General features: G+C 52.8%; 22 protein-coding genes. 19 read left to right on the top strand and 3 right to left on the bottom strand.

Going from position 1 to position 26642, the window contains the following annotated elements; all coding sequences use genetic code 11:
• Nucleotides 1–8: 8 nt before the first annotated feature.
• The 5 genes from aroC to nusB all read left to right on the top strand — a co-directional run bounded on the left by aroC (nucleotide 9) and on the right by nusB (nucleotide 4832).
• Nucleotides 9–1226, top strand: coding sequence for a chorismate synthase (aroC, locus tag HMPREF0733_RS09575; RefSeq protein WP_041321793.1), 1218 nt, complete (start codon nucleotides 9–11; stop codon nucleotides 1224–1226).
• A 3-nt stretch (nucleotides 1227–1229) separates the two neighbouring features.
• Complete coding sequence (locus tag HMPREF0733_RS09570) at nucleotides 1230–2498, top strand: shikimate kinase (RefSeq protein WP_244864723.1); 1269 nt, start codon at nucleotides 1230–1232, stop codon at nucleotides 2496–2498.
• Nucleotides 2491–3648: a 3-dehydroquinate synthase gene (gene aroB / locus HMPREF0733_RS09565; RefSeq protein WP_013399121.1), complete on the top strand. Its 1158-nt coding sequence runs from the start codon at nucleotides 2491–2493 to the stop codon at nucleotides 3646–3648. Before HMPREF0733_RS09570 ends, aroB begins: the two co-directional genes overlap by 8 nt.
• A 210-nt stretch (nucleotides 3649–3858) precedes the next feature.
• Complete coding sequence (gene efp, locus HMPREF0733_RS09560; RefSeq protein ID WP_004004729.1) at nucleotides 3859–4422, top strand: elongation factor P; 564 nt, start codon at nucleotides 3859–3861, stop codon at nucleotides 4420–4422.
• Nucleotides 4422–4832 (top strand): transcription antitermination factor NusB, encoded by a 411-nt coding sequence (gene nusB, locus HMPREF0733_RS09555; protein ID WP_004004728.1) that lies wholly within the window; start codon nucleotides 4422–4424, stop codon nucleotides 4830–4832. Before efp ends, nusB begins: the two co-directional genes overlap by 1 nt.
• Before the next feature lie 87 nt (nucleotides 4833–4919).
• Here the strand turns inward: nusB and HMPREF0733_RS09550 are convergent, their stop codons facing one another.
• Nucleotides 4920–5690, bottom strand: a complete 771-nt coding sequence (locus HMPREF0733_RS09550; protein ID WP_013399120.1) for a hypothetical protein — start codon at nucleotides 5688–5690, stop codon at nucleotides 4920–4922.
• Nucleotides 5691–5934: 244 nt separating this feature from the next.
• Here HMPREF0733_RS09550 and pyrR point away from each other — a divergent pair, with 244 nt between their 5' ends.
• The 14 genes from pyrR (at nucleotide 5935) to HMPREF0733_RS09480 (ending at nucleotide 24175) form a co-directional block, all read left to right on the top strand.
• Nucleotides 5935–6567: a bifunctional pyr operon transcriptional regulator/uracil phosphoribosyltransferase PyrR gene (gene pyrR, locus HMPREF0733_RS09545; protein ID WP_004004726.1), complete on the top strand. Its 633-nt coding sequence runs from the start codon at nucleotides 5935–5937 to the stop codon at nucleotides 6565–6567.
• Complete coding sequence (locus tag HMPREF0733_RS09540) at nucleotides 6564–7565, top strand: aspartate carbamoyltransferase catalytic subunit (RefSeq protein ID WP_013399119.1); 1002 nt, start codon at nucleotides 6564–6566, stop codon at nucleotides 7563–7565. The genes pyrR and HMPREF0733_RS09540 overlap by 4 nt, the downstream gene beginning before the upstream one ends.
• 24 nt (nucleotides 7566–7589) lie before the next feature.
• On the top strand, nucleotides 7590–8897 hold the full coding sequence (locus tag HMPREF0733_RS09535) for a dihydroorotase (protein ID WP_013399118.1): 1308 nt from the start codon (nucleotides 7590–7592) through the stop codon (nucleotides 8895–8897).
• A gap of 55 nt (nucleotides 8898–8952) precedes the next feature.
• A complete protein-coding gene (locus HMPREF0733_RS09530) occupies nucleotides 8953–9498 on the top strand; it encodes a PH-like domain-containing protein (RefSeq protein WP_013399117.1) in 546 nt (181 codons plus the stop codon).
• A 130-nt stretch (nucleotides 9499–9628) separates the two neighbouring features.
• On the top strand, nucleotides 9629–10819 hold the full coding sequence (carA, locus tag HMPREF0733_RS09525; RefSeq protein WP_013399116.1) for a glutamine-hydrolyzing carbamoyl-phosphate synthase small subunit: 1191 nt from the start codon (nucleotides 9629–9631) through the stop codon (nucleotides 10817–10819).
• Entirely contained in the window at nucleotides 10820–14164 is a 3345-nt protein-coding gene (gene carB, locus HMPREF0733_RS09520) for a carbamoyl-phosphate synthase large subunit (protein ID WP_013399115.1), read from the top strand.
• On the top strand, nucleotides 14161–15018 hold the full coding sequence (gene pyrF, locus HMPREF0733_RS09515; RefSeq protein WP_013399114.1) for an orotidine-5'-phosphate decarboxylase: 858 nt from the start codon (nucleotides 14161–14163) through the stop codon (nucleotides 15016–15018). Before carB ends, pyrF begins: the two co-directional genes overlap by 4 nt.
• A gap of 178 nt (nucleotides 15019–15196) precedes the next feature.
• Nucleotides 15197–15544 (top strand): integration host factor, actinobacterial type, encoded by a 348-nt coding sequence (gene mihF / locus HMPREF0733_RS09510; protein ID WP_013399113.1) that lies wholly within the window; start codon nucleotides 15197–15199, stop codon nucleotides 15542–15544.
• 54 nt (nucleotides 15545–15598) lie between these two features.
• Complete coding sequence (gmk, locus tag HMPREF0733_RS09505) at nucleotides 15599–16171, top strand: guanylate kinase (protein ID WP_013399112.1); 573 nt, start codon at nucleotides 15599–15601, stop codon at nucleotides 16169–16171.
• Nucleotides 16172–16324: 153 nt separating this feature from the next.
• A complete protein-coding gene (gene rpoZ, locus HMPREF0733_RS09500; RefSeq protein WP_004004717.1) occupies nucleotides 16325–16777 on the top strand; it encodes a DNA-directed RNA polymerase subunit omega in 453 nt (150 codons plus the stop codon).
• Nucleotides 16778–16795: 18 nt separating this feature from the next.
• Complete coding sequence (locus HMPREF0733_RS09495) at nucleotides 16796–18124, top strand: bifunctional phosphopantothenoylcysteine decarboxylase/phosphopantothenate synthase (RefSeq protein WP_013399110.1); 1329 nt, start codon at nucleotides 16796–16798, stop codon at nucleotides 18122–18124.
• A gap of 148 nt (nucleotides 18125–18272) precedes the next feature.
• Nucleotides 18273–19478: a methionine adenosyltransferase gene (gene metK / locus HMPREF0733_RS09490; RefSeq protein WP_013399109.1), complete on the top strand. Its 1206-nt coding sequence runs from the start codon at nucleotides 18273–18275 to the stop codon at nucleotides 19476–19478.
• Nucleotides 19479–19495: 17 nt separating this feature from the next.
• Entirely contained in the window at nucleotides 19496–21946 is a 2451-nt protein-coding gene (locus HMPREF0733_RS09485) for a primosomal protein N' (protein ID WP_115333645.1), read from the top strand.
• Between the two features lie 192 nt (nucleotides 21947–22138).
• Nucleotides 22139–24175, top strand: coding sequence for an AAA family ATPase (locus tag HMPREF0733_RS09480; protein WP_168160874.1), 2037 nt, complete (start codon nucleotides 22139–22141; stop codon nucleotides 24173–24175).
• Nucleotides 24176–24188: 13 nt separating this feature from the next.
• On the opposite strand, the gene HMPREF0733_RS09475 is transcribed toward HMPREF0733_RS09480, so the two are convergent.
• Both HMPREF0733_RS09475 and HMPREF0733_RS09470 read right to left on the bottom strand, forming a co-directional pair.
• A complete protein-coding gene (locus HMPREF0733_RS09475) occupies nucleotides 24189–25331 on the bottom strand; it encodes a glycosyltransferase family 4 protein (RefSeq protein ID WP_013399106.1) in 1143 nt (380 codons plus the stop codon).
• Nucleotides 25332–25347: 16 nt separating this feature from the next.
• Nucleotides 25348–26319 (bottom strand): alpha/beta fold hydrolase, encoded by a 972-nt coding sequence (locus tag HMPREF0733_RS09470; RefSeq protein WP_041322111.1) that lies wholly within the window; start codon nucleotides 26317–26319, stop codon nucleotides 25348–25350.
• Nucleotides 26320–26642: the final 323 nt, after the last annotated feature.

Raw genomic sequence — 26642 nt, 5'->3', positions numbered from 1 at the left:
GGAAATACATGGAGCTACGTTGGCTGACCGCGGGGGAGTCTCACGGTGAAGCGTTGGTCGGTATTATCGAAGGAGTCCCCGCCGGCGTGGAGCTTACCAGCAAGATGGTGCGTGATGCGCTGGCTCGCCGCCGTCTAGGGTACGGCCGCGGCGCTCGTATGAAGTTTGAAGAAGATAAAGTGCGTATTCTGGGCGGGGTACGGCACGGCCTGACGCAGGGTGGCCCCGTAGCACTTGAAATCGCGAATACTGAATGGCCTAAATGGGTTGATGTGATGAGCTCAGATCCGGTAGATCCCGCACTTATTGAAGGGCGTGCCCGCAATGCTGCCCTGACACGCCCGCGCCCCGGTCACGCGGATTTTACGGGTATGCAGAAATACAACTTTTCGGAGGCTCGTCCTGTTCTTGAGCGCGCATCGGCACGTGAAACCGCGACTCGGGTAGCTCTAGGCGTGGTCGCCGCTCAGGTTTTAAAAGCACTCGGTGTTGAGCTTGTATCGCATACTGTTGCAGTGGGCGGCGTACATGCGCCCGATGGAGCATCGGTGCCTGCTCCCTGTGATGTTGCTGCTCTTGATGCTGATCCTCTTCGGTGCTTCGATAAAGCTACTTCAGATGCTATGGTCGCCCGGGTTGATGAGGCGCACAAAGATGGAGAAACACTTGGCGGTGTCGTCGAGGTTTTGGCTTATGGTATGCCCCCAGGACTCGGGTCATATGTGCATTGGGACCGTCGTCTGGATGCCCGCCTTGCCGCGGCCCTGATGGGGATTCAAGCTATTAAGGGTGTCGAAGTTGGCGATGGCTTTGCGACTGCCGACCGTCCTGGTACCGCCGCACACGATGAGATTTCGGTCGGTGAACATGGCGTAACTCGTGATACGAACCGAGCCGGCGGCATTGAAGGCGGTATGAGTATAGGCGATCTTGTGCGTGTTCGTGCCGCTATGAAGCCTATCGCTACCGTTCCCAAGGCACTCAAAACTATTGATACTTCAACCGGGGAACCCGCGAAGGCGCATCATCAGCGATCTGATGTGTGTGCTGTACCAGCCGCCGGTGTGGTGGCGGAGGCTATGGTCGCCCTTGTACTCGCACAGGCAGCACTGGAGAAATTCGGTGGCGATTCCATCAGCGAGACACGTCGAAATATGGACTCTTATCTGGCAGAGATTCCCGAATCGTTGGCTTGGGAATCTAATGTTGCGGGATGGGATTCCTAGACTGTGGCTGCTGAGGATCCAGCGCCTTCCGGCCGCCCATCGTCGGGGGCGAACCCTTTCTCTCGCATAGCGGAAGCAGCGCGCCGTGCCCGAGAGGGGAATGCATCGCGCCCGCAGTCAAAGCTTTCGGAACCTGAGGAGAACACGGCTGAACAACATGAGGTAGGCCCACACACTCAAGAACTTCATTCTGCTCGCAAAGCGGCTGTTCCCAGCCCACTCACGGTTTTTGGGAAATTTGGGAAAGCTGCCCCGCGTGCTGCATCGAAGGTACGGGTATATGCTTCATCCGATTCGGACACACCCGCTCCTCTCGCTTCAAACGTTTTTCGTGAAAAATTGGCGGGCTTTACTGTAGAACCTCATAAACCGCAGGACGAACAGGGGAGTCCTCAAGTTCCTGAAGAGTCTGAAGTATCGGAGATGAGCAAGGCTGCACGCGGTCAGCAATCAGACACTATACCGACGCCCGCAATTTTCGCACACCCGCGCATCGTTGCGGAACAGGCATCACGTAAAAATGAGGACTTGGAACGGGCGCCTGTGTCTGAACAGCAGCATGAATCCGCAAGTTTTGCCGCGATTACAGCGCGTATGGCACGGGCTGCACACCTGAGGCACAGCGTTGCTAGTTTAGAATCAGAGCGCGAAGGCGTCTCCAAGGAGAAAAGCGAGGAAAATACCCTTCGCATACATCCGCAGCAGGTACGTGAGCTTCAGGAAGAATTTGCCGAACGTGCCCGTCCGGTAGTTCTCATCGGTCCTATGGCGGCGGGAAAAACCTATATTGGCACCCATTTTGCACGGTTTTACGGCTATGAGTTTCTTGACGCCGACCAGCTGATTGTGGAACGTTATGGTGAGGTATCCGAGATTTTTGAAATCTTTGGTGAAGCCTATTTTCGGGAACTTGAACGCAAGACTATTGAAGAGGTGCTGACCTCGCCAACCTATCGCAACACAGTTTTTTCGCTGGGTGGCGGTGCCCCTATGACTGATGCGGTTGCTGACCTTTTGCGTGACGAATGCGTGGTTTACATTCTGGTCGATGTAGATACGGTTGAGCCGCGCATTACAGGCAATAAAACCCGCCCGCTTCTAGAGCCTAACCCGGTAGAGCGCTGGTCTGAGATTTTTGAGCATAGGCAGCATCGGTACGAGGAACTTGCACAGCATACTTTGGATGCGCGTGGAGAAAAAAATATTAGCGTTATGACCGCCGAAATTCAGAACTTCGTTCTTGCCTTCCGAAAGGAACACTCTCATGATTGAACAGTCACATCACGCCGCTGAGTCCGAAACCTCTGTGGCTCCAACTTTCGGAGCTTCCGGTGAGGAAGACATTACCTATATACCCGTCACAGGCAGCTCACCACGCGAGAACTACGATGTTCTGGTGGGGCATAATTTGCTTAAGAAAATCCCCGATATTCTAGGTAACACAGCGCATAAAATCTTGGTGATCCACCCGCGCGCCCTACGGGCTACCGGCGAGCTTGTTATGGAAGATCTGCGTAAAGTTGGCTACGAGTCTTTTAGCGCTGAAATCCCTGATGCTGAAGAAGCTAAGCACCATCAAGTGGCCGCATTTTGCTGGCAGGTTTTAGGTCAGAACGACTTTACACGCACGGATGCAATTATTTCAGTGGGCGGCGGAGCCATTACTGATGTTGCCGGTTTTGTGGCGGCAACCTGGCTGCGCGGGGTACGTGTGATTCACATTCCGACCACTCTTCTTGGCATGGTCGATGCCGCTGTGGGAGGAAAAACAGGTATTAACACCGCCGAGGGAAAGAATCTTGTGGGGGCATTTTGGCCACCTTCTGCAGTGCTCTGCGAGATTGGTACGCTGCGTACCTTGCCGGAGCATGAGCTTTTAACAGGTATGGCGGAGGTCGTAAAGTGTGGGTTCATTGCTGACCCACAGATTCTTGACAGTATTGAGGCTAACCCAGAAAAGATTCGGGATTCTCAGTCGTCAATAGTGCGTGACCTGGTTGAGCGTGCCGTTCGGGTGAAAGCGGAGGTTGTTTCTGAAGACCTGCGCGAATCCGGTCGCCGCGAAATTCTCAATTACGGGCATACCTTAGGGCACGCTATTGAACGTGCCGAGCGATACCAGTGGCGCCACGGCGCAGCCGTTGCGGTGGGGATGGTGTATGCGGCCGAGCTCGCGCTTGCCGCTGGGTATCTTAATGAAACAATTGTTGATCGCACCCGTGCCATTCTCAAATCTTTGAATCTTCCAGTGGGATACCGGGGGGATCGCTGGAAAGAGCTTCTCGAAACTATGCGTCGGGATAAAAAAGCGCGCGGCTCGCTTTTGCGTTTTATCGTTTTGGAAGAACTGGGTAAACCGCGTGTTTATGAGGTTCCCGATGACTCCATCCTGTATATGACATACCAAGAAATCGCCGAATAACTAACTGCAATTTAGGTGCTTTTACAGGGGGGTACCCATGTCTAGGCAGTCAAACATGCAGAACGTGATGGGAATTTTACTTAGATATGTCATAGTAGCGGTGCCATAGTGTAAACTAAAGGGCGACATTATTTGCTCATTGATAACTTAGCGCCTGCGGCAACACGCATCGTGTTGTGTGTAAGCGTCGACAATACGAAGGAGAGCCGTATGGCATCTACCACTGATATTAAAAACGGTGCAATCCTCAAGATTGATGGCGGTCTGTGGTCCGTTGTTGAGTTCCAGCATGTAAAGCCCGGTAAGGGTGGTGCGTTTGTGCGTACCAAGTTGCGTAACGTAACCTCCGGTAAGGTTGTCGACCGCACTTTCAATGCTGGCGCTAAGATTGAGACTGCTACTGTTGATCGTTCCGACTATCAGTATCTCTACCAGGACGGCGAAGACTACGTCTTCATGGATCTGAAGACCTATGATCAGATTAATGTTCCTGCAGCTGTGGTGGGCGATGCTGCTAACTACATGCTGGAGTCGCAGACCGCGACTGTAGCCCTCTATGAGGGTACTCCGCTATATGTTGAGCTTCCTGCCTCTGTTGTTCTTGAAATTACCTACACCGAGCCTGGCCTGCAGGGTGACCGTTCCACTGGTGGCAATAAGCCTGCAACTCTTGAGACCGGCTATGAAATTCAGGTTCCACTATTCCTGGAGACAGGAACCAAGGTGAAGGTTGATACCCGTACCGGCGATTACCTGGGCCGTGTTAACGACTAATGAACTCTCGTACCAAAGCCCGCTTACGTGCCGTCGAGGTACTTTTTGAAGCCGATCAGCGTCAAGAAGACATTATTGATGTGCTGAAGCGACGCCGTCTGCATACTGCCGCTCAGATCTCGGCTTATGCTGAAGAGATCGTGCGCGGCGTACGTGAACATGATGACGAGATTCGAGAATACCTTGAGACCTATGCGCGTGACTGGTCGTTTGAGCGTATGCCAGCTGTCGACCGCGTAATTTTGCGGATCGGCGCGTGGGAACTTCTCTATAATGATGATGTTCCAGATGCGGTTGCTATCTCGGAGGCAACCGGTTTGGCGCGTGTGCTCTCTACAAACGATTCACCGAAATTTGTTAACGGTCTTTTGGATAAGCTGCGCCAGGTAAAACCGACTCTGCTTGCTTAAACGGCTCAGTTATAAAGCCGCCTCAAACCCCTGCTTTTTAGGGGTTTGAGGCGGCTTTTAGTATACATTCATACGGATCAAGCCGGGTTATGCATAGAACCCGAGCTGGCGTTTAGCCTCTTCAAAAAGTTCGCTGCCCTCATGGGTGTACCGAGTATTGCGATGCTGGGTAGAAGCGAGATTATTAACAGCAAGGTTAGACCCTTCACGTACGTGCAGTAGGAACTTGAGCCAGTGTTGTGTGCGCATCATATGAAGCACAACGCTCATATCACGGTCTGAGGACGGATCAGGCCAACGATTAGAACGCATACGCATAGCAATCATGGCACAGAGGTAACGGCAGTCTTGAATGGCGGGATCGAGCTCAAATGATATGCCGGATACCGTGGTGATTTTAAGAGCGGTTTCAAACTTATTGTAGGTAAATGTATAGGCATCAATATCAGCGTAGTCAAGAGTGATAACGCCCTCGCCAAGCCGGGATCTCATAAACTCGTATAGCCTGAACTCAACGTAGGACCGGCGGTAGTACCAGATGAAGACAAGAGTGCATAGAGCAACGACGCTCAGTAGGATAGCAGCGATAGTGTCAAAAGAGGAAGATACCCAAATCCATGCCATGATGAGAGTACATAGTCCGAAGAGGACTGCACCGATAACCGAGAAGTATGAGTTGCGTTGAGTCTCTCCAAGAGTATGCCGAATCACCTGAGTAGAAGAAGCAAAGCCAAGCTCCGTAAGCTGCCGGGTGCGCATTCGGTTGCGGCGCTTAAAGTAGCGGTGCGCCACGAAAACGATAGGGGCTGCAAGAATCCCAAAGATAATTCTTACCAGGCCCTCAAAGAGATCTTCCATGATGCAGTCCTCGGTGTGGTTGTACTATCGGTGATGCTTTTACTAGCATAATGGACTCTCGACGTTTTATGAGTCTTTGTTCAGGGAACATGAGCGTTTATTGCATGATATGTAGAGGATTTTTGACTCCAAAAAAATTAAAACTTCAGAAACACATACCCCTGAACTGCGTGGTACGTATGGTAGTCTTGGTAAAAGCAAGAAACCTTTAAATCCGTCCCGTGAGGCGGGGAAGGAGTCGGCTGTGTCGGGGACATCTGTACCCTATGAGCCTGGTGCGCATCCCATAGGCGCGCCAATAAAAACGCCCAATGAAGGGCACACTATCCTTAGCGACGATGAGATCCGTCGCGCTCTTACACGTATTGCTTTTGAAATTCTTGAGTCTAATAAGGGAACCGATAACCTGGTGCTTTTAGGTATTCGGTCTCGGGGATACCCGTTGGCACAGCGTCTGGCACAGCGCATCCAGACAAATGACTCAAATTTTGATCTCAAAAATGGCCTGGGCGCTCTCGATATTACATCGTATCGCGATGACCTCACCGATGAGGAATATGAAAACCGCAGCGCGGGGGAGTCCTTGATCCCGGTGGGCGGTCTCGACGGCAAAAATGTGGTTCTCGTCGATGATGTTCTGTACTCCGGCCGCACTGTTCGGGCCGCATTGGACGCCCTTAACGAATACGGACGTCCGGCTCTGGTGCGTCTTGCCGTGTTAGTTGATCGCGGGCACCGGCAACTCCCAATTCGCGCCGACCACGTGGGAAAAAACCTTCCGACCAGTGCCTTAGAGAAGGTTCGTGTGGTACTCGAAGAAACGGATAACGCCACAGACCGCGTTGATATCATTCAGCTGGAAGGACAGCTTTCATGAAACATCTGCTTGACACTCGCGATCTCACACGAACTCAGGCCATTGAAATACTCGACGTTGCTGATTATATGGCACAGGTTAAGGCAGAAAACCGGAAGCTCAATGTGCTTGCCGGTAAGACTGTAGTCAACCTTTTCTTTGAAGACTCAACGCGTACCAGACTGTCCTTTGAATCCGCAGAGAAACGTCTGGGCGCCGATATCACCAATTTTGCTGCGCGTGGTTCATCGGTTTCTAAGGGAGAATCCCTCAAAGACACTGCTCAGACTCTCAAAGCGATTAGTGCGGATGCCTTCGTGATTCGTCATTCGGCTTCGGGTGCTCCGCAGCGTCTTGCCGAGGCCGGGTGGACCGATATTCCTGTGCTAAATGCGGGGGACGGCACGCATGCGCATCCAACGCAGGCTCTTTTAGATGCGGTTTCGCTGCGCCAGTTTAAGGCTCAGCGTGATGGTCTGGAATCACCGCGAGGAACCGATTTAAACGGTATGCGTGTGCTGATCGTGGGGGATATTCTGCACTCTCGCGTGGCGCGGTCGAATCTGTGGTTGCTAAAAAATCTGGGGGCCGATGTCGCTTTTGTGGCTCCGCCTACGCTTTTGCCTGTGCATACTGAGCGTTGGAAGCAGGATTGGGGACTTGAGGTTTTCCACGATTTCGATGACGCAGTCGCTACAAAACCTGACGCGGTTATGATGCTGCGCATCCAAAAAGAGCGTATGAACGCCGCTTACTTTCCCTCAGCAGAGGAATATACCACCCTGTGGGGACTCACCAAAGAACGTTTCGAGAATCTGCTGGCGCAGCCTCAAGAAATCGCAATTCTGCATCCCGGTCCCATGAACCGAGGGCTGGAGCTGTGCGCCGAAGCCGCCGATTCTCAGAACGCCTGGGTGCTGCGCCAAGTTAGTAACGGCGTGGCGGTCCGCATGGCGGTGCTGTACCTGCTCTTGACTGACGGGTCAAGCGAGAAACTATACTCCGGCGACGAATCCTAATGCTATCCGAAAGAAGGAATATACATGAGCACGTACCTTATTAAAGGCGCCTCCCTGCTGGGTGAGCGCGTTGCCGATATCCTGATTGAGGATGGCAAAATTGCGAGTATCGGTCACGATATAGAGACTGCAGACGCTCAGATCGTTGATGCCTCTGGTCAGATTGCTCTTCCGGGCCTGGTCGATATTCATACTCACCTGCGCCAGCCCGGATATGAGGCTTCTGAAACCGTAGAGACCGGTACTCGCGCGGCGGCTTTAGGTGGCTACACGGCTGTTTTTGCGATGGCGAACTCGCTTCCCGTTGCAGATACTGCAGCCGTAGTTGAGCAGGTTAACCGTCTGGGTAAAGAGTCTGGTTGGTGCCGAGTGCAGCCCATCGGCTCGGTGACGGTTGGGTTGAAAGGCGAATTCCTCTCAGACATTGGTTCTATGGCGACCTCTGATGCCAAGGTTCGAGTGTTCTCGGATGATGGCATGTGCGTCTACGATCCGGCGATTATGCGCCGTGCTCTTGAATACGTAAAGACTTTTGACGGCGTGGTCGCGCAGCATGCGCAGGAGCCCCGTCTAACTGAGGGTGCTCAGATGAATGAAGGCAAGGTTTCCGCCGATCTGGGGCTTACCGGCTGGCCTGCTGTCGCGGAAGAAGCTATTATCGCCCGCGATGTTCTGCTGGCTGAGCATTTGAATTCGCGTCTGCATATTTGCCACCTCTCGACTAAAGGCTCGGTAGAGGTTGTGCGCTGGGCTAAGTCTCGCGGTGTGCAGGTAACCGCCGAAGTCACCCCGCATCACCTGATTCTGACCGATGAAAAGGCGCGCACTTACGACCCGATTTTTAAGGTGAACCCGCCTTTACGCACCGAAGAGGATGTGCTTGCTCTGCGCCAAGCTGTTGCCGACGGCATTATTGATGTTATTGGTACCGACCATGCACCGCATCCGGCAGAAAGCAAAGAATGCGAGTGGGCGTGTGCTGCAAACGGCATGACCGGTCTTGAGCAGGCTCTCTCGATTATTCAGATGACCCTTGTGGAGCCAGGGCATATTACCTGGGCTGATGTCGCACGGATTATGAGCGAAACTCCGGCGAAAATTGGCAGCCTGGATGCTGAGCAGGGCCGTCCGCTTGCCGAAGGTGAACCAGCAAATATAGTGTTGGTTGATCCGAAGGCTACCCGTGTGATTAAGCCTGAGGAGCAGGCCACGAAGGGCAAGAACAACCCGTATCGTGGGATGGAGGTTCCCGGTGCTGTGCGCGCAACTTTTTACGCGGGGCATCCGACCGTTTTGAATGGCGAGCTCGCGAGCCCTCACCGGCAGGCTTGATCGTTCCTAATACAGGAGTAAAACCTCTGCAATAAACCGAGGAGAAAGAAGAACCGTGGAAAAACTAATTCCCACCCTTATCTGCGTTGCCGTGGTGGCGCTGTGCTTCTTCGGTATTTGGCGCGGCTGGAAATCCCGTCTCAAGCGGCAGTCCACGATGTTCGGTTCGCTCAAAGACGTTCCCGAACGCTACGACGGGCTTAAAGCCGAGGCGGCGTTTGAGGGGGAGTATGTGAGCACTACGATGTTCGGTGATGAACTGAACCGTGTGGGGTTCGACCAGCTAGGGTTCAAAACAAAATCCACGCTCCTGATCTACTCGGACGGCATTATCTTCACCCGCAACGGGGCTAAAGACCTGTGGATTCCCGCGAAGAAACTTGCGGTCATTACCACCGGGCGGGGAATGATCGGCAAGGTTGTAGAACGTGACGGACTTATAGTGATCGGTTGGACTCTTGACGGCCACCGTGTGCAGACCGGATTTCGCACTCGCTATGCTGATCAGAAGAAAATTACGCTTGAGAAGCTTCGCGAGATCTCGCCGGATGCGGTCGATAGCCCCGAAAAATGGGTGCGGGAAGAGACGGCACATCACTAATACACATACAACTCACCCACAAAATGCCCGCTAATTACGAACGGCATACCAAGAATTTCCTGCACACAGTGTTCCACTTATAACGGGCACAAGCAGGGGAACAGACCACCGAGAAAAGGAAAGTAAGAGCATGACTGAGATGACACGTTCCGGTGCTTTGGGCACGGACCGCGCGTTACTCGTTCTTGAGGACGGCACCATCTACCGAGGCTACGGGTATGGAGCAATTGGCGCATCCTTAGGCGAAGCAGTATTTTCCACCGGCATGACCGGCTACCAAGAAACACTGACCGACCCCTCCTACGCAGGGCAAATCGTGATACAGACCGCGCCTCATATCGGTAACACCGGTGTGAACAAGGTAGATGCAGAATCCCGCAAAATTTGGGTTGCCGGGTACGTGGTACGAGATGCCGCACGTGTTGCCTCCAACTGGCGTGCAGAACGTACCCTGGATGACGAACTCAGGACCCAAAGTATCGTGGGCATTCAAGGCATTGATACTCGTGCGCTGACTCGCCGCCTACGCTCCAGCGGTTCAATGCGTGCAGGCATTTTTTCGGGGCGTCACGCCAATCGCCCCGAAGCCGAACTTTTGGAAGCGGTGCGCGCCTCCGAGCCGATGGCGGGCCGTAAACTTGCCGATTCCGTTTCCGTGACGGAAGCCTACACAGTTGAACCTCACCAATACGGCTGGTTCGCTCCGCCGGTTGCCACCATTGCCGCACTCGATCTTGGCATCAAATCTATGACCCCGCAGCGTTTCGCGGAACGCGGCGTGCGTGTACATATACTGCCCGCAAACACAACCCTTGAGACCGTAAATGCGCTTCGCCCAGACGGCGTATTTTTCTCCAATGGTCCCGGCGACCCGGCGACTGCTGACGAACAGGTTGAACTCCTGCAGGGTGTACTGCGCCAGGGCACCCCGTTCTTCGGTATCTGCTTTGGCAATCAGCTTCTCGGTCGTGCGCTCGGGTTCGGGACCTACAAGCTGCCCTTTGGACACCGCGGTATCAACCAGCCCGTCATGGATAAAACCACCGGCAAAGTTGAAATAACCGCCCAAAATCACGGGTTTGCCGTCGATGCGCCTATCGGTGAATACGTAACCGCCCCCAACTCCGAATTCGGCGAGGTCGTGGTTTCCCATGTGGGGCTGAATGATAACGTGGTCGAGGGGCTAACCTGCAAAGATATTCCCGCGTTCTCGGTTCAATACCATCCGGAGGCAGCCGCAGGTCCGCACGACTCCGCATACCTTTTCGACCGTTTTATCGACCTCATGACCTCTACCAAGAAGACTGCAAAGGAAGCCTAAATGCCACGTCGTACCGACCTTAACAGCGTCCTTGTCATCGGCTCAGGTCCGATCGTCATCGGTCAGGCAGCCGAATTCGATTACTCCGGCACTCAGGCTCTACGCGTGCTCAAAGAAGAAGGCGTGCGCGTTGTCCTCGTAAACTCCAATCCGGCAACCATTATGACCGACCCGGAGTTTGCGGATGCCACCTATATTGAGCCGATTACCCCCGAAGTCATCGCTAAGATTATCGAAAAAGAACGCCCAGACGCCATTCTTCCTACCTTGGGCGGGCAGACTGCACTCAACGCTGCTATTGCTCTTGATAAGCAGGGAACTCTGCGCGAATACGATGTTGAACTCATTGGCGCAAATATCGAAGCCATAAACCTGGGCGAAGATCGCGAAGCGTTCAAAGGCGTGGTAGAGCGCGCGGGCGGCGAATCGGCACGTTCGATCATTGTGCACTCCATGCCGGAAGCTCTTGAAGCAGCCAAAGAGCTCGGTTATCCCATGGTCGTGCGTCCTTCCTTCACCATGGGCGGACTTGGCTCCGGCATGGCCTACAACGAAGAAGATCTTTACCGCATTGCTGGCGCAGGTATCCAGTATTCGCCTACCTCCGAGGTTCTGCTCGAAGAATCTATTCTTGGTTGGAAAGAATACGAACTTGAAATGATGCGCGACAAAAATGACAACGTCGTGGTCGTCTGCTCGATTGAAAACTTCGACCCGGTCGGCGTGCACACCGGCGACTCCATCACGGTGGCGCCTGCCCTCACCCTCACCGACCGTGAGTACCAAAAACTTCGCGATATCGCTATCAACGTGATCCGCGAAGTTGGGGTTGATACCGGCGGATGCAATATTCAGTTTGCCGTAGACCCTAAGACCGGGCGCATCATCGTTATCGAAATGAACCCACGCGTTTCACGCTCTTCAGCGCTTGCGTCTAAAGCAACCGGGTTCCCGATCGCTAAAATTGCGACCAAACTTTCGCTGGGTTACACCCTGGATGAGATTCCGAACGACATCACCCAGAAAACGCCCGCATCCTTTGAACCGACCCTCGACTATGTGGTCGTCAAGGTGCCGCGTTTTGCATTTGAGAAGTTCCCGGCCGCTGATCCGACTCTCACAACCACCATGAAATCGGTGGGTGAAGCAATGGCGCTGGGCCGTAATTTCACCGAAGCACTCCAGAAGGCTATGCGCTCTCTAGAGCAGAAAGGTGCTTCTTTCTCGTTCACGAAGCAGCAACTAAACGCCGAAGAACTTGACGCGCTTATCGAGAAGACCAAAGTACCCACCACGCAGCGTATCTACCAGGTGCAGCAGGCGCTTTTGGCGGGTGCATCTATCGCGCAGGTTTTTGAAGCCACCAAGATTGATCCATGGTTCTTAGATCAGCTGGTGCTGCTGAATGAAGTCGCCGGGATTCTGCGGGAAAATCGCGATAACTTGACCCCTGAAATCCTGCAGCTGGCAAAGCGCCACGGTTTCTCTGACCCGCAAATCGCAGAGATTATCGGTTCTTCTGAGGACGTTGTGCGCGGCGTGCGCCATGCCCTAGGTATTCGCCCCGTATTCAAGACTGTTGATACTTGTGCCGCTGAGTTCGAGGCGTTTACCCCCTATCACTACTCTAGTTATGATTCTGAGGATGAGGTCGCTCACCATGAGACTCCCTCCATCATGATTTTGGGGTCGGGGCCGAACCGCATCGGCCAGGGTATCGAATTCGATTATTCCTGTGTACACGCTTCGCTAGTGTTGCGTTCGCTGGGGTACGAGACGGTTATGGTGAACTGTAACCCGGAGACTGTCTCGACCGATTACGATGTTTCGACTCGTCTGTATTTTGAGCCGCTGACTTTGGAAGATGTGCTTGAAATTGTTGAATCTGAGCGCCGCACGGGCGGCTTGTTGGGCGTTTTCGTGCAGTTGGGCGGACAGACTCCGCTGAAGCTTGCGAAAGCCCTCAAAGATGCCGGTGTGCCGATTTTGGGCACTACTCCCGAGGCTATTGACCTCGCCGAAGACCGCGGCGAATTTGCGCGTGTGCTGGAAGAAGGTGGCCTGATCTCGCCGAAGAATGGTACCGCATATACCTTCGAGGGTGCCAAACGCGTTGCCGATGAGATTGGATACCCGGTGTTGGTCCGTCCTTCCTATGTGCTGGGCGGGCGCGGTATGGAGATCGTCTATGACGAGGCAAATCTCGCACGCTACCTTGAAAATGCGACCGAGGTTTCTCCCTCTCAGCCAGCGCTCATCGATAAGTTCCTGGAAGACGCTATTGAGATTGATGTGGATGCGCTCTTTGACGGCACCGAGCTCTACCTGGGCGGCGTTATGGAACATATTGAAGAGGCTGGCATTCACTCAGGTGATTCCTCCTGCACCTTGCCGCCAATTACCTTGGGTCCCGATGTGATCGCCAAGGTTAAAGAAGCAACCGAGGCTATTGCGCGTGGTACCGGAGTGCGGGGCCTGATTAATATTCAGTTTGCTTACGTCTCCGAGAATCTGTTCGTGATTGAAGCGAACCCACGCGCGTCTCGCACCGTTCCGTTTGTCTCGAAGGCAACCGGAGTGCAGCTGGCTAAGGCGGCCGTGATGATCGGTTTGGGGAAGAGCATTGCTGAGCTGAAGGCAGAGGGATACTTGCCTAAGAACATGGATGGTGCATCCCTGCCGCAGAATACTGCAATTGCAGTTAAGGCAGCGGTTCTTCCGTTTAGCCGCTTCCGCACTCCTGAGGGTGTGGTGGTTGATTCCCTACTTAGTCCCGAAATGCGCTCGACCGGCGAAGTCATGGGTCTTGACGCCCTTTACGATACTGCCTTTGCGAAAGCCCAGGCAGGTGCGGGGTCACCGCTACCGACCGAGGGCAAAGTCTTCGTTTCGGTGGCTAACCATGATAAGCGCAATGTGATTATCTATGCCAAGATGCTTGAACAGCTGGGCTTCGAGATTGTCTCTACCGGCGGCACTGCAGATGTACTTCGTCGCAATGGTGTGAATTCCACGGTTGCCTCCAAGTTTGCGGAAGCAAACGGTCAGCATTCGATCGTTGATATGGTGCGCAATGGTGAAATCGATCTGATTTTGAATACGCCTGCCGGTGGTGCTGCTCGTAGCGATGGTTACGAGATCCGTGCGGCTGCGGTCAGCGTTGGTTGCCCTGTGATGACCACGATTTCGGAGTTTGCGGCTGCTGTTCAGGCTATTACCGCGCTGCGCGAGCGTAGCTGGGAGATTATAAATCTGCAAGAACATGGTGAGTTCTTGCGGACCGCCTGTACCGGCGAGCAGGGGCAGGACAAGGGCGAACAGGTGCGTGAGGGGGAACTTTCGTGATCCCCTTCGGTGATCGTCTTGCGGCTGCGATGGACGAATACGGTCCGTTGTGTGTGGGTATTGACCCGCATCCGAACCTGCTGCAGGCGTGGGGACTGGAAGATTCTGCCGAATCTCTGCGTACCTTCACCACAGCTGTCTACGAAGGATGCGCCCCCTATGCCGCAGCGCTTAAACCCCAGGTTGCCCTGTTTGAGCGCCACGGTTCCGCAGGTCTTGCCGTGTTGGAAGAGCTCTTTGCTCGCGCCGATGAAGACCGGGTTCTAATCGTGGCGGATGCAAAACGCGGTGATATTGGCTCGACTATGAAAGCCTATGCGGATGCTTGGCTCGGTACCTCTTCACCACTCGGCACGGATTCGGTCACGCTAAGCCCATATTTGGGCTTCGAGTCGCTTCGCCCAGCACTGGATGCGGCAACTGCGAACCAGCGTGGAACTTTCGTGCTGGCGCTGACCTCAAACCCTGAGGGTAAGAGTGTGCAGCATGTGGGCAAAGCAGAAGATACCGGCGCGGTAGCGAAGCAGGTTATTGCCGCAGCTACCGCAGAGAACACTGCACAGACCTGGGAACGCATGGGTTCATGCGGTCTAGTTGTGGGCGCCACTGTAGGGGAGGCCCTCAAAGAATTGGCGATAGACCTGAGCACTTTCAACGGTCCCATTCTTTCGCCGGGATATGGTGCCCAGGGGGCTAGCGCTGAGGACCTATACCGAATTTTTGCAGGTGTTGAATCTCAGGTTTTGGTGAATTCCAGCCGTGGCGTGCTCTCTGCAGGTCCGCAGCTGACTGACCTGGCGCGGGCGGCGCGGAGTGCACGTGACGATTTAGTGCGTGCACGTGGCACATCGTAACTCGTTGTGATCGTGTGGTGGCGTATAGAGTTTATCTGCTCTGTGCGCCATTGCGCTGTGTTGAGTCTGAAAGGCTTTACGTTACGAACCTCAGTTCATCGTTTTACAGCGCAACATGCTAAGTTAGAAAACGTAAGAACGCTGATTTATATACATATATCGCTTGATGGGAGACCCCATGCCGATTACGCCGCTAACCGATGAGGTGCGTGCATCAGCACGTGAAAAGGCGTTGCTTGCCCGTACTCGCCGCCAGGAAGTTAAGCAGGCACTTTCTACCCGTGAGCTGTCGGTACGTCAGGTACTCGATCTGGTCGATGACGACCAAGCTCTTGCAAAGATGCCTGTCGATCAAATGCTCCGTGCCCTTCCGGGAATTGGTGCTGTGCGTGCCGAAAAAATTATGGAAGAGCTGCAGATTGCGCCGACCCGTCGTTTGGGCGGTCTTGGCGTGCATCAACGCCGTAAAATGGTGGAGTATTTTAACCGCAATGTTCGGCATACACGCCGCCGCAACGGTCGGTAGTTCTCGCCGCCGGATAAAATACGCATTATTACATCACACCGCAGGGAGAACCCGATGACTGCTCAACCTAGACTTACCGTTCTGGCTGGTCCCACCGCCGTGGGTAAGGGAACCGTTTGCCAGTATATTCGTGAGCACTATCCGAACGTCTGGTTTTCCGTTTCGGCAACTACTCGTGACCCTCGCCCCGGCGAAGAAGAGGGTGTGCACTACTATTTTGTCTCGCATGAGGAATTTGATCGTATGATCGCCGACGGGCAGATGCTTGAGTATGCGGTAGTGCACGGTAAGAATAAATACGGTACTCCGCGTGCTAAGGTTCAGGAAGCTCTAAATGCTGGTCGCCCGGTAATCCTTGAGATTGATCTTCAAGGGGCTCGGCAGATTCGGGAGTCTATGCCGGAGGCACAGCTGATTTTCTTGGCACCGCCCAGCTGGGATGAACTCGTGTCTCGACTGGTGGGGCGCGGTACTGAATCGGAGCAGGAACAGCAGCGGCGTCTTGAGACCGCCAAAATCGAGCTTGAGGCTGAAAGCGAGTTCGACGTAACCGTGGTCAATGATTCAGTAGAGCGCGCGGCGCAGGAGATTGCGCACATCGTGGGTGCTGAATCTGCTGAAGCATAGGTACGTATTTTGGCGGCGTGCTGGGTATTACTGTGCTTTCTCATTAGGGTACGTGATTTTTACCGAGTTTAGCGGTAGAATATTGCTTTAGTTTTGGCTGAGTTCGTGTACATGAATGTCAGCAGTGTACAAAGACAACATATTGGAGTTTCTGTGGTAAACGAAATCAAAGAGCACGAAGACTACAACTTCGTTGATGGCGTAGCTCCCGAGGGGATTGTGAACCCCAGCGCGGATGCGCTGATTCAGAAGGCTGAGTCTAAGTACGGGCTGGTGATTTTCGGTGCTCGTCGTGCTCGCCAGATTAACGCTTATTACGCGAATCTGCAGGAGAGCGCGGGCGACCACGTTGGTCCTCTGGTTGAGTCTGAGGCTAATGACAAGGCTCTTTCGGTTGCAATGCGTGAAATTATGGCAGATCAGATTGTTGCCGATCACGTGCCGGATGGGCACTTCAACGAAGATGGTTACCTGGTTCCTGAGGAATTCGCATCCTTGGGTCTGGGCGACGCTGATTTCGGTGCTATCGAGGAGGAATACATTCCTGCCGGTACCGAAGAGGTTATTGCTCTTGAAGAGGTTGTTATTGACGACTCCGCTGAGTAAGGAACGTTTGTAAATACCATGCGCATTATCGTTGGTATTGGAGGGGGCATTGCCGCATATAAAGCGGTAGTGCTCCTTCGTCTTTTCGCAAAAGATGGGCATGAGGTTATTGCCATGCCCACCGAAGCTGCCTTGGAGTTTGTGGGTAAAGCTACCTTCGAGGCCCTGAGCGGCAATCCGGTTTCCACGAGTGTTTTTGAGCGTGTTCCTGAGGTTAACCATGTTCGCCAGGCGGAACTTGCGGATGCGATTGTTATAGCACCGGCGACCGCCGATTTGATGTCTCGGTTGGCGGCTGGGCGTTGCGATGATTTGCTCTCTGCTACGGTACTGACTACTCACGCGCCGGTGATTATGGCTCCCGCGATGCACACTCAGATGTGGGAACATCCGGCAACGCAAACGAATGTGCAGACTTTACGCGAACTTGGGTATCACGTGATTGAACCGGCGGTTGGGCGTCTAACGGGTCCCGATTCGGGTGTGGGCCGCATGCCGGAGCCGGAAGATATTTTTGAGGCGGCGCAGCGCGTAATTGCCGAGTTCCCGAAAGGGGAGCAGCATCCTTCGCAGATTCCAGGATATACGCCCACACGCCCGGTTCACACTGGCTCAGCGAAAGAGTCTAGCAGCTCATTTGCATTAGGTGTTGAGCCCGGACCTGGAATTTTGGCGGGGAAACGCATTGTGATTACGGCGGGAGGCACCCGTGAGGCCTTGGATCCGGTGCGTTTTTTGGGTAACCGCTCAACAGGTAAACAGGGTGTAGCTTTGGCACAGGCTGCGCGTGATCTAGGGGCATCGGTACATCTAATCGGCGCTAACCTTGAAGTCCCCGCGCCTGAGGGCGTACAGGTAACCCGAGTGGTGAGCGCCCGTGAACTACGCGATGCCGTGCTGGAAGCTCAGAACAACGCCGATATGCTTATTATGTCTGCAGCGGTTGCAGATTTTCGGCCTGCCGAATACGCCGAGTACAAGATTAAGAAGACCGCAGATTCTTCGGACGCTCCCACAATTCAGCTGGTACGCAACCCGGATATTCTGCGTGAAGTCGTGGAGCTTCGACAGAAGACAGGTGCCGGTGCGCGCTTGATTGTGGGTTTTGCCGCAGAGACTGGGTCAGCTGAGCGAACCCCGCTTGAGCTTGGGCGCGAGAAGTTGGCGCGTAAGGGTTGTGATTTTCTGGCGCTCAACACGGTGAGCGTAAATCAGGGTTTCGGAACCGATGATAATACGATTACGTTGCTCTCTTCGCGCACAGATCGAGAACCTGTTTTTTCAGGCTCTAAACAGGTCGTTTCCGATCAGATATTGCGCACTCTTGCACAGTATGTAAAGCCCTGAGAAAAGCACAAATACGCCTAATGTGCAGCCGATTAAGTTTGTGACTTCCTCCCTCCGAGCCTGTGTAACGTTCTGTCATAATTGATACACGAGTTCACATCCTTGGGTACTGTATCCCGCGTGCCCCAAACCTAGTAGAGTAGAAACCGTGAGTAATAACCATCTACGCCTTTTCACCAGCGAGTCGGTGACTGAAGGGCATCCCGATAAAATTTGTGACCAGATTTCTGATGCGATTCTTGACGGCATTATCGCGCAGGACTCCACCGCGAATGTTGCTGTCGAAACAATGGTGACAACCGGCCAGGTTCATGTTGCTGGCGAGGTGACAACCTCAAGCTATGTTGAGATTCCATCGATCGTTCGTGAAACTATTTTAGGTATTGGCTACGATTCATCGACCCGCGGTTTCGATGGTGAATTCTGCGGCGTATCGGTATCAATTGGCGAGCAGTCACCCGATATTAACGCTGGCGTATATGAGTCTTTAGAAGCTCGCAGCGGTATCGCAGTTGATGATTATGACCGCCAGGGCGCGGGCGATCAGGGCATTATGTTCGGGTACGCTTCGAACGAGACGAACGTATTGATGCCCGCACCAATTTGGCTGGCGCATCGTCTCTCAGAGCGTCTGACGAATGTTCGTAAAAACGGTACGCTGGTGAACCTGCGCCCGGACGGCAAAACTCAGGTCACTTTGGGGTATGACGCCGATAATAAGCCTGTTTCGGTTGATACCGTAGTGGTTTCCAGCCAGCACACCGCCGATTACGATCTAGCAGATTTGCGTGCTGACATTATTAAACATGTGATTACTCCGGTGCTGGATGCTGCCGATTTTGACAGCTCGAACACGAAGTTTATTGTGAACCCTGCCGGTCGTTTTGTGCAGGGCGGCCCCGTGGGCGATGCCGGTTTGACCGGTCGCAAGATTATTGTTGATACCTATGGCGGTTCGGCTCGTCACGGCGGGGGTGCGTTCTCGGGCAAGGATCCCTCGAAGGTTGATCGTTCTGCAGCATACGCCATGCGTTGGGTTGCCAAGAATATTGTGGGCGCTGGTCTTGCCGACCGTGCCGAGGTTCAGGTCGCTTACGCTATTGGGCAGGCGGCCCCTGTGGGTCTGTACGTCGAGACTTTCGGAACCGAAAAGGTTGATCCCCTCAAGATTGAGAAGGCTGTGCGTGAGGTCTTTGACCTGCGCCCGTTGGCTATTATCAATGACCTTGATTTGCGGCGACCCATCTATAAAAAGACTGCGGCCCACGGTCATTTTGGTCGCAATGAACCCGAGTTCACGTGGGAGCGTTTGGACCGTGTTGAGGCTCTGCGTTCGGCGGTTTCAGCATCCTAATGCGTGGACCTGCGGGTATGCAGCCCAATGACGCGGATGCTCAGAACCCTACCGATACTTCGTCGATGGACGTTTCGGCTTCTGAACCCGCTCAGCAGGAATCCCTGCAACAGCCTGATCTGTTGCAGGGATTTCCTGCTCTTCGCGATGCCCTGATTCCTCCCGAGCCTGAACCTGTTGATGTGCACCGGCAGCTTGCTCAGAGCGGGGTGCCGTATCCGGTGGCGCGGGTTCGGTTGGATAATACCCTGCCGCATCTTGACCGTACCTTTGACTACCAGGTTCCTGCTGAGCTGAGCGAAGAGGCGGTTCCCGGCGCTCGTGTGCGTGTGCGGTTCGGCTCGCAGCGGGTTACGGGTTTTATTGCGGAGCGCGCCGAAACAACCGATGTTGCTAAGGGTCTGCAGCCGCTTTTATCGGTTCTGTCGCGGATTCCTGCGGTTTCTGCCGAGATTTTTGACCTTGCAGAGGCGCTTGCCGATCGGTACGCCTCAACCGTGGCAAATGTTTTGCGGCTTGCGGTGACGCCGCGCGTGGCATCTCTTGATAAACAGTATGCCCAGTTTTTGCCCACGTTTTCCGAGCTCATGGGTCTGCCGCAAGGATCTGATGAAACCGCCGATAGGGCGGAAAATAACGTTTCTGAATCGGTCGCCGAAGATGACTCAGATACCGACCACGAGCCGCAGGAAGAAGCTCCTGAAGAATTACCGACCAGTGGTTCGCCCTCTTTGACCGATGATATTCGCGGTTTCCTCTTGGGCGGTTTCGCGCCCTACCAGCTTCATCCGCCTGCCGTCCAGGTTTCGACGGAAGATTCCCGTGCCTTTAGCGATTATGAGAATGGCGCCGAATTTTTAGAGGATCTGGCGGCTGGGTCTCCTGCGCGTGCGGTCATGAATGTGCTGCCCGCGCATCCTGAGTTTGATTGGGCTGAGCTACTGGCTATTGCCGTGGTGACGGCGGCTGCGAATGGCCGTGGTGCCTTGGCGGTTGCTCCCGATCAGAAGACTCTCGACAGGCTTGAGTCCGCGCTGAAACGTCGGGTGCCAGCGGGTGCTTATGTTCGGTTGAGTTCAAGCGATAAACCGCATAGCCGGTATCACGCCTATTTGAAGGCGCGTTTGGGGCTGGTGCCTATTGTGATTGGCACTCGTGCGGCAGCATACGCGCCTGTTGCCAATTTGGGGCTGGTGGTGTGCTGGGATGACGGCGATTCTTCGCTTGTGGAGCGCCGTTCGCCCTATTGTCACGCGCGCGATGTGCTGTTATTGCGCGCTCAGGCAACGGATGCGGCGGCGCTGTTCGCCGGGTACGCGATGAGCAGTGAGTCGGCACGATTGGTACGCACCCGGTGGGCTTCGCATGTGCGGGCACCTCGGGCGACGGTGCACGAGTTTTCGCCGCGCATTTTTTCGACGGGTAATGACTATCAGTTGGCGCGTGACCCGTTGGCGGCTGTGGCACGTATTCCTCGGTTGGCGTTTGAGCGTGCGCGTGAGGCTCTGCAGCATGGCCCGGTGTTGGTGCAGGTTGCGCGCAGCGGCTATGTTCCGTCGTTTTCGTGCCAGCGGTGCCGCATGCCCGCGCGCTGTAATACGTGCCGGGGGCCGCTCTCGTTAGCGGCGGGTGCTTCGGTGCCGAGCTGTTCATGGTGCGGGCGTTTGGCACAGCAGTGGCGGTGTGCGGAGTGCGGGTATGATCAGTGGCGTTCGGGCACCGTGGGGGCATTGCGTACTGCGGAGGAGCTGGGGCGCGCCTTCCGGGGTGTCCCGGTAATTTCTTCGGCGGGAGACCATGTGCGTGCTTCGGTGGGGGCCGAACCTGCACTGGTGGTGGCGACCCCCGGAGCTGAGCCTGTGGCATTCGGCGGTTATGCGGCGGCATTGCTTCTGGACGCCGATTCTATGCTGCGTTTTGATTCTTTGCGTGCCCCGGAGGCCGCGTTAAGGCGCTGGTTCAATGCTGCGGCGCTCGTGCGTTCTGCGGCTCAGGGTGGGGTTGTAGTGACGACCGCGTCTCCATCCCCGGTGGAGCAGGCGTTGGTCCGGTGGGATCCCACATGGTTTGCGCTGTACGAGCTGGATGAGCGTTCGCAGATCGGTTTGCCCCCGGCAGTACGCACGGCGGCTATTACGGGTACCGAGGATGACGTTCAGGTGTTCCTGACGGAGCTGAACCTGCCGGAAGACGTTCGGGTAACCGGGCCTGTGCCGCTGGATGAAAATTTCTTTGCGCACCAATCTGTGCATGCCGGAGTCGAGGGTGGGGGAGAGGGCGATATATCTGAGCCTTCACCCTCAGGGACCGAGGATGCGATTCCCGGGGACTGGCGCGCTATTCTCTTCTTCTCCTACGCTCAAGCACCGCAGGTCACCCACGAGTTACGCTCCGTGCGTGCGGCGCTCTCGGCGCTCAAGCGTGTCGGAGCGGTGCAGGTTCGATGCGATGGGCTGGATGTTGTCTAATCACTAAGCTTTATACAAGATAGCATTTACTTTACTCTAAAAGTTATAGAAATATTTCATGTACATATGAGTGTTTTCTTGATTTTAAATGAAATTTCGATAGTCTACCTATGTAATTGTAATTTATTCTCTGACTACGGTGTTGGAGAGTATAGATAGAGGAACTCACAATCAATCCTAATGGAGGAAAATATGCGGATTAAAACCGTTGAAATTAAAAATTTTCGACTTCTCAAAGATGTATCTATAGACTTTAATAATTTAACCAGCTTTATAGGACCAAATGGTTCAGGAAAATCTTCTATACTGTATGCTTTGGATTGGTTTTTTAATGCAAATGCTAGCAACCTATCTATCGAAGATTGCAATGAACCAGATAAAGAAATAAAAATTAAAGTAACGTTTAATAATATTACAGAGTACGATAGAGATGTATTAGAGGGATATGCAAAACCCGCATCAGATGAATTATCTGTATGGAAAATTTTCAACCCTTTAGATAATAATAATCCAGAAAAATTCTCTGCTAACCTATACGTACATAAACCTTTCTACGAAATTCTTTATGATGAAGACGGAGATTTAAAAAGTAAGTCTGAGATAAAGGATAGCTATAACAGATTTGTGGATGAAAATCCGAGGTACAACCTTTCAAAGGTTACATCTGGCAGTAAGGCAGAAGAAAATATTAAGAATTATGATATAAGTGGTTTAGATATTGAGGAGATACTGTCACCAGAGGCAACTAGCTTCTTTGGATATCGTAAAGAAAAAGTTCTCTCAAAGATCTTTGACTATGTTTTTATTAGCGCTGATATGCGAGCATCGGAAGAGTCGCTTGAATCATCTCAAAAAACGGTTCTAGGAAGAATTATAGACAAAATAATTGAATATAAGAAAAGGAAAGAATTATCAGAAAAAGTAGATGATATTATTAGTGAAGCGCAGGAAAAAATAAAAAAATCTATTGGTGAGGAAGATTTCATTGAAGTTTCTAGCGGAATAAGTAAAATCCTTCAAGAATTCTGTGGAGAGAAATCTGTTAAACTCCAAGTAGCGGAAATTGAATTTAGAAAGCCTAAGACTCCTTTTGAAGTTTTTATCGCGGAGTCGGAATCGCTTCTTACTAATGTTGATCGTCAAGGACATGGGGTACAGCGTTCCTTATTATTGGCTTTGCTTCGGTACCTGGCAGAGTCTTCTAACTCAAATCAGGAAAGAACAATTTTTATTGCTGTCGAAGAACCTGAGCTTTATCAGCATCCGCAACAAGAGCTGGTTTTTGAACATGTATTACGCAATTTATCTGAAAAACCAGACATGCAAGTTGCATATGTTACACACAGCCCTACTTTTGTAAATCCAAGAAAGTTTGAGGATATTAGGCGAGTTATAAGATGTCCCGAAGAAAATGCATCCATTATAATTTCCTCCACAAAGGATAATATTATATCATTAGTATCAAAACAAATTGATGCTAATGTGGAAAAGTATCAAAAGTCTGAAATAAATAATGATGCTTATAATACAATTATTCCTGCTATAGAAAAAGGGTTAGCAAAAGCCTTTTTCGCCGATCGAGTTATTATTGTTGAAGGCAGCACAGAAGTTGCATTAATTAGTGGTTATTTTTCTGCAAATGGAACATGCAATTCTCCCGAGTATAAAGGTGTTCAAGTTGTTGAATCTCATGGGAAAACACAGATCCCTATTCGCCACGCAATATTAACTAGTCTGGGAATTAAAGTATTTACTATATTTGATAATGACATTAAAAGGAAATATAACCTCGAAAATTCTATCGATAAATTAAATTTAGGTTTAAAACTAGATGATACTTCACTTGATGATATTAAGGATAAGATGCAAGAGAATGGTTCTCTCTCAGATAAGCAGAAAGAGCGCATAAAGAAAGATATAGATAATTATATTAATACAGCAAATAATAATAAAAAATTGTTAAATTATTTTGGGTACGGAAATATTGTTGACTATCCTAACAGTGGACTTTATTATAATCATAACTTTGCCATTCTTGATGATAATTTGGAAGAAACTATTAAAAAATATTGGCCAAAGCTATACGATTCACTACCCCGTAAAAATAATAATATAACGAAAAACTCAGTTGAATATTATGAGAGTGTCTATAATAACTGTAACGTAGGGGAAGGTCCTGATAAAGGGACGTGTATAGATGATATCCTTAAGCATATTTTAAATTTTTAATACGGTTATTTGTTCACATACCTTTCACAACCCTCACCAGCTTCAACGCCGAGTCCCGCCAGGAATAGTGCGAAGCGTCCTGCAAGCCTTCGAGGATCACACGGTCACGTACCGTTTCGTCTTCGAGAGAGCGGACTGCCTCAACCCAGGCGGGCGCATCCGCCTGTGGATCCTCGGTGACAGGAGCGAAAACGGCGTGCGGGGCGATCTCTCGGAAAATATCGATATCGCTAATCACGGCGGGGCAGCCTGCAGCCTGCGCCTCTACCACGGGCAGGCCGTACCCCTCAGCCCGAGAGGCCGTCACCAATGCATGGGCGAACTCCAGCAGCTCCGCATACTCGTCATCGGAAACCCCGTTGTGCACCACCACGTTCGAGCCTGCTGCCAGGGGGGAGAGCAGCCCCTGCTCCTCAAGCTCAGCGCGGCGCGTATCCGGCATCTTCGACAATAAATGCAGTGTATACCCCGGCAGCTCACGCATGGCATACAGCAGAGTCTCCACATTCTTATACGGCATGAACGAACCCATATACACCAGGTGCCTGCTCACGCCCTCAGCCCGCGATTTCGCACGGCACAGAGCCTCATCCTCACTCACCACAGACCCCGGCTGCGGGGCATTCGGCACCACGTGCAGCGGCTTCTCCGTCAATCGGTGCTCACGAATCAGCCGCGCCGTAGACTCCGAAACCGTCACCACGGCATCTGCCCGGTTCAGCAGCATGCGCTGCGGCGTATAGCTCTTATGGAACAGCCGCCACCCAGCACGCACCGGTGCAGGCAAAAACCCCGGAGGGGTTGGGTGCGCATAATAAATCAGATCGTGCAAAGTCAGCACCAGCTTGAACTTACGCCCCACCGAACCGATCGTCTGCATAGGTGAAAACACCACATCAGGCTTGTACTTGTTGAGCTGAAGAGCCGCAGTCGGCTCTAAGGGGCCGGTCGGCGAACAAATCTTCACATGCGGCAAATCCGGGAGCATCTGCAGCTGGCGTTCATCACTAATCACCATCACCAACTGCAGATCGGCGACCTCGGGAGCACTGGAATCCATCAAATCCTTCAACGCGCCCAAAAGCGAAGCGGTATACCGGCTAATGCCGTCGTGAAAGCCAATACGTGTATAACGGGCGTCAACCATAAGTTTCATAGGATTCTCCTCGGGATTACACCGTAAAATCTTCGTGCGTGAACTCTGCAATCAAACCTGCCGCCACTGTAGGCGTCTCATAATGAATCAAATGCCCAACCTCAGGAATCATCTCAAAACGTTCACCAGGGGAGTGCGGGCGCTCCTCAAGCGTGGCAAACATGGCGCGCGCTGTCTGCGGGGTACCCAAATCATCGTCTTCAGCCACAAGCATTTGCACGGGAACCTGAATCTGCGGGGCAAATTCGGCGGCGGTTGCCGAAATCGAAACCTCGTAAGCCTGCAAAACACCCTTACGCGAGCCGAAAGACCCAAAATATGCGGCGTGCTGGTTATTGATAAAGCGGCGCATGGCGGGTTCGCGAGTGCGCATCATTAGTTCGCTCGTTACGCGAGTAATCAGCTGCGAACGCAGCAGCGAGTACCCCAACCGTTCGGGAAGTGCCGCACCCACGCGATAGTAAAACGATGCCGCCCGCGAGGCAATCTTCTGTGACCCTTCAAGTGCGGGCTCGCTAATGGGGTTAATGAGCGTTAGGCGGTCAAGTCCATGCGGATATTCGGTGGCATAAGCGGCGGTTACGATAGATCCAAACGAGTGTCCTACCACGTGAATATCAGAGCCATCAGGGCATGCAGGGTTTATCTGCCCAATAAGCGCGTGCAACCATGCGGTATAGCCCTGTAAAGAAACAGTCATGGGCAGGTCTTCTGAACGCCCGAAACCTGGCAGGTCGGGGCTGATAATACTAGCTTCGGGTAAGAGTTTCAGAAGCCTGTTCGCAATAATCTCAAGCCCGTGATGATCGCCGCGGAACCCGTGAATCAGCAGGATTTTCGGAGAGCTTTCGACAGGAAAAACGCCGGTGTTCATGCCCGCACCGTACTGCCAATACCGTGTAGTTGCCCCAAACAGCTCTATTTCAAATCTGGTGCCCGGGATGAGTGCCCCTGGCACACCTTCAAGAACGGTACTAGGTGATGTCACGGCGGGTGCCTTTCGTGTGTTGCGGGCTCGGTCACTGTAAATCCCTGCGGGAGATTCACGGAGGGCGTGCATAAACCGGCTTACGCACGCAATGAGTTCTCTCAGTGTACGTGGAATTTCTGTGTAGGTGCTGGAGATTTAGATGAAAAGTCAAACAATATTCAGAGTTTTTCATCGTATACGGCTGAAAATGGTTTATACGCGCAGGGTTACTCTGGGGGAAACGAAGGCGAGGCTGGCGGGGCGGTGGGGCATCCACGATATGAAACGGGAACTCGTGAGTTTATGAATACATCAAGAAACCTTTGTGGGTACACGCTAGA

The sequence above is a fragment of the Rothia dentocariosa ATCC 17931 genome (assembly GCF_000164695.2).
GTDB classification, from domain to species: Bacteria; Actinomycetota; Actinomycetes; order Actinomycetales; family Micrococcaceae; genus Rothia; species Rothia dentocariosa.
Note: the sequence above shows the minus strand (reverse complement) of the source record. Positions and strands in the feature narration are given on the sequence as shown.